At 44.1% G+C, this 3,519-nt stretch carries 3 protein-coding genes; 2 read left to right on the top strand and 1 reads right to left on the bottom strand.

Going from position 1 to position 3,519, the window contains the following annotated elements; translation table 11 throughout:
• The first annotated feature begins 99 nt into the window (after positions 1 to 99).
• Positions 100 to 1,782: an ABC transporter ATP-binding protein gene (locus tag JUI58_RS14225; RefSeq protein ID WP_348539897.1), complete on the top strand. Its 1,683-nt coding sequence runs from the start codon at positions 100 to 102 to the stop codon at positions 1,780 to 1,782.
• 82 nt (positions 1,783 to 1,864) lie between these two features.
• Here JUI58_RS14225 and hisG read toward each other — a convergent pair whose 3' ends face one another.
• Positions 1,865 to 2,485, bottom strand: coding sequence for an ATP phosphoribosyltransferase (gene hisG / locus JUI58_RS14220; protein WP_204104454.1), 621 nt, complete (start codon positions 2,483 to 2,485; stop codon positions 1,865 to 1,867).
• 38 nt (positions 2,486 to 2,523) lie between these two features.
• On the opposite strand from hisG, the gene JUI58_RS14215 reads away from it, so the two are divergent.
• Positions 2,524 to 3,240 (top strand): response regulator transcription factor, encoded by a 717-nt coding sequence (locus tag JUI58_RS14215; protein ID WP_204104456.1) that lies wholly within the window; start codon positions 2,524 to 2,526, stop codon positions 3,238 to 3,240.
• Positions 3,241 to 3,519 lie beyond the last annotated feature (279 nt).

Genomic DNA, 3,519 nt, shown 5'->3' with positions numbered 1-3,519 from the left:
CTATCAACTATCAACTATCAACTATCAACTATCAACTATCAACTATCAACTATCAACTATCAACTATCAACTATCAACTATCAACTATCAACTATCATAATGCCCGATCTCTTGCGTGTCGAAAATTTAAGAGTTGCTTATCACAATCGTCAGCCTCAAGAAACGATTGATTGGGCGGTGGATGATGTTTCGTTTTCCCTCAATGTGGGGGAGAGATTGGGTTTTGTGGGAGAATCTGGGTGCGGAAAATCAACGTTGGGACGCGCTTCTATGCGTTTGTTACCCTCTGCGACTCGTATTGAAGGACAAGTGAGTTTTGAGGGGAAATCTGTTTTCGATCTCAACTCTTCACAGTTACGGCAATTTCGCGGGGAAGCGGTTGCATTGGTGTTTCAAGACCCCATGACTCGCCTCGATCCGCTTATGACTATTGGGGATCATTGTCTGGAAACTTTGCTCTCTCATCAATTCCAACTGTCTAAAAAAGAAGCCAAAGATAAAGCGATCGCCATCCTTGAAGGGGTGAGAATTCCCAGCGATCGCTGGTCCCAATATCCCCATGAGTTTAGCGGTGGAATGCGCCAGCGTGTGGCCATTGCCCTCGCCCTTCTCCTCGATCCTAAACTCATTGTTGCGGACGAACCCACTACCAGTTTAGATGTTACAGTAGCTGCGGAAATTCTCCAAGAACTTACGCGCTTGTGTCGAGAGAGAGATTTGGCGCTGTTGTTAATTTCTCACGATTTGGCCTTGGTGGGGGAATATTGCGATCGCGTGGCGGTGATGTACCAAGGAAAAATGGTAGAGACGGGAAAAACACAATCAATTTTGTCTAATCCTCAACACCATTACACGCGATCGCTCCTCGCGGCGGCGTTACACATACAAGTTACAGATGAAGAGGAACAAGAAATAAAACATAATAGAGAAATCCAAAATCCTGTTAAAAATTATCCTTTACTGGAAGTTAAAGATTTAAAACAGCATTACGTCCTTGAAAATAGTTTTCTGCAACAGCTTTTTTCTCAGGAAGCGGCCAAAACAATTAAAGCTGTCGATGAGGTCAATTTTACCCTTTATCGCGGCGAAATTCTCGGCTTGGTGGGAGAGTCTGGTTGTGGCAAAAGTACCCTTTCTCGTACTATTCTCCAATTAGTTGCCCCTACTTCTGGCAGTGTGAAATGGCACGGAAGAGAGGTATCTCATTTGAAAACCGCCGATTTTCGCATCCTGCGCCGTCAAATGCAAATGATTTTTCAAGATCCCCTCGCTTGTTTGAATCCTTTAATGAAGGTAGGAGAGGCGATCGCGGATCCTTTATTCATTCATCAACTGGCTACTCCCTCCGAAGTACGTCAAAAGGTGGAAGCAATGTTAGAGAGGGTTGGGTTAACGCCAGTAGAAGAATATTATCGCCGTTACCCTCGGGAATTATCGGGAGGACAGCAACAGCGCGTTGCGATCGCCCGCGCCCTCATTGTACAACCGGAATTATTGATCTGCGATGAACCGGTGAGTATGTTAGATGCCAGCGTACAAACTCAAGTTCTTGATTTAATGCGAGAACTAAAAGATGAGTTTAATCTAACTTATCTTTTTATCACTCACGATCTTTGGGTCGCTCGATTTTTATGCGATCGCATTGCCGTAATGAATGCCGGGAAAATTGTGGAAATTGGCGAAACTGAGCAGATTTTTACCAATCCTCAACATCCCTACACCCAAACTCTTTTAAGCGCTGCTCCTTTATTGGATACTCAAGTTCCTAAAGTTTCACTCTAAAAATCTTTTATATTGTTCTATCTCTTAGAGAACAATACTTAAAAGACGTGAGGATTTATGTGTTTTGAGAATTGTTCATTTCTTAACGAAGTTGCTCGACTAAATCGTGTAAATTATTAGCATTGAGTCGATAACTGAGAGGATGCGCGATCGCCCGAGCGCTACTCTGAAAAAGAACAGCAATTTCCACCAAACCATTTTCTTGCAAAGTTCGTCCCGTGGACACCAGATCCACGATCGCCTCAGACATTCCCGTAATGGGACCGAGTTCCACAGAACCGTAAAGGGGGATAATTTCTACAGGTAAGTCTAATTGATGAAAATATTCTCGAGCGCAATGCACGAATTTTGAAGCAACGCGACCGTGAGGAGGCAATTCTAAAGGCTGTTTATAAGTGTTAGCAGGAACAGCAACGGACATACGACAGTGACCGAACTGAAGATCGACAAGTTCCGCGACTGCTGCGGTTTTTTCTCGCAAAACATCGTAACCAACTATCCCCAATTGTGCCTGGCCGTATTCAACGTAAACGGGGACATCTTGAGCGCGAACCAGTAGCGCTTTTGCTGTTCCTGTGGGATCTTCGATTTGTAATTGGCGATTTTTGGAGTCTAAAAAAGCACTGAAATCTAAACCAATTTTTTTAAAGCGAGCAATGCTATCTTTTAAAAGAGCGCCTTTGGGTAATGCAACGGTAATCATCGGTTGTGGGTAATGGGTAATCAGTAATGGATAAACTAATGCAAATTTTGTTGGTGGATGACGAAATTGAATTAACCGAACCTTTGCGTCAAGTTCTTCTTTTAGAAGGCTATGAGGTGGACACAGCGAATGAGGGCATTGTGGGAATGCAGTTAGCAATGCAGAACAGTTATGACCTTTTGATTTTAGACTGGATGATGCCGCAAAAGTCAGGCTTAGAAATTTGTCGGGAACTGCGATCGCACTCTCAAACCCCTCCCGTCTTGTTTCTCACGGCTAAAGATACCCTAGACGATCGCGTACTGGGATTGGATGCTGGGGCGGATGATTACCTCGTCAAGCCTTTTGAGTTGCGAGAATTATTAGCACGAGTGCGAGCTTTATTGAGGCGATCGTCTCAATTAGAGCTTGCTGCTAACTCCCATCTCAAGGTCGCAGATCTCGAACTCGATCGCAAAAATCAAATCGCCTATCGCGGCGATCGCGTTATCCCTCTCTCAGAAAAAGAAGCAAGATTATTATTATATTTCATGCAGAATACAGAACAATTGCTGACCCACCAGCAAATCTTTCAATTTCTCTGGTGCGGGGAAGAGCAACCCAATAGCAACGTTTTAGCCGCCTTAGTTCGCCTCTTACGACGCAAAATTGAAGCCAAAGGAGAAACTATATTAATTCACACTATTTATGGTAAAGGATATCGCTTCGGTTTCAGTACAGGACAAAAGTTGCCAAAAGAAGCAGGGAGAGCATAGCTAGGTCTGCCCACTAGGGGCTAGTGTCTATGCTAAAATCGAGTCTCCCGATGTCATTCCTCTTGACATTACTGAGTCTTTACTGAGTCTTTCACTGCTGCATTACGTCAGGAACCTCAGCCTAAAGGCGTGAGGCTTGAAAGAGAAATCTGACAAGCCATTCTGACCAGACTCAGTACCTCGCGTACTACGTTATTTGGGTCACGACACCTTGGAATGCGAAGCTAGTTCCCTGCCCTGTCGTTAGCAGTTAAACAATTTTAAGGTCACTGAAATAGT

Source organism: Spirulina sp. CCY15215, assembly GCF_016888125.1.
In the GTDB taxonomy this organism is placed as follows: Bacteria; Cyanobacteriota; Cyanobacteriia; order Cyanobacteriales; family Spirulinaceae; genus CCY15215.
This window is presented reverse-complemented; position numbering and strand designations above follow the sequence as displayed.

Coding starts and splice junctions, on each gene's coding strand:
- hisG (WP_204104454.1), bottom strand. CDS start 2,485: ATGATTACCGTTGCATTACCCAAAGGCGCTCTTTTAAAAGATAGCATT.
- JUI58_RS14225 (WP_348539897.1), top strand. CDS start 100: ATGCCCGATCTCTTGCGTGTCGAAAATTTAAGAGTTGCTTATCACAAT.
- JUI58_RS14215 (WP_204104456.1), top strand. CDS start 2,524: ATGCAAATTTTGTTGGTGGATGACGAAATTGAATTAACCGAACCTTTG.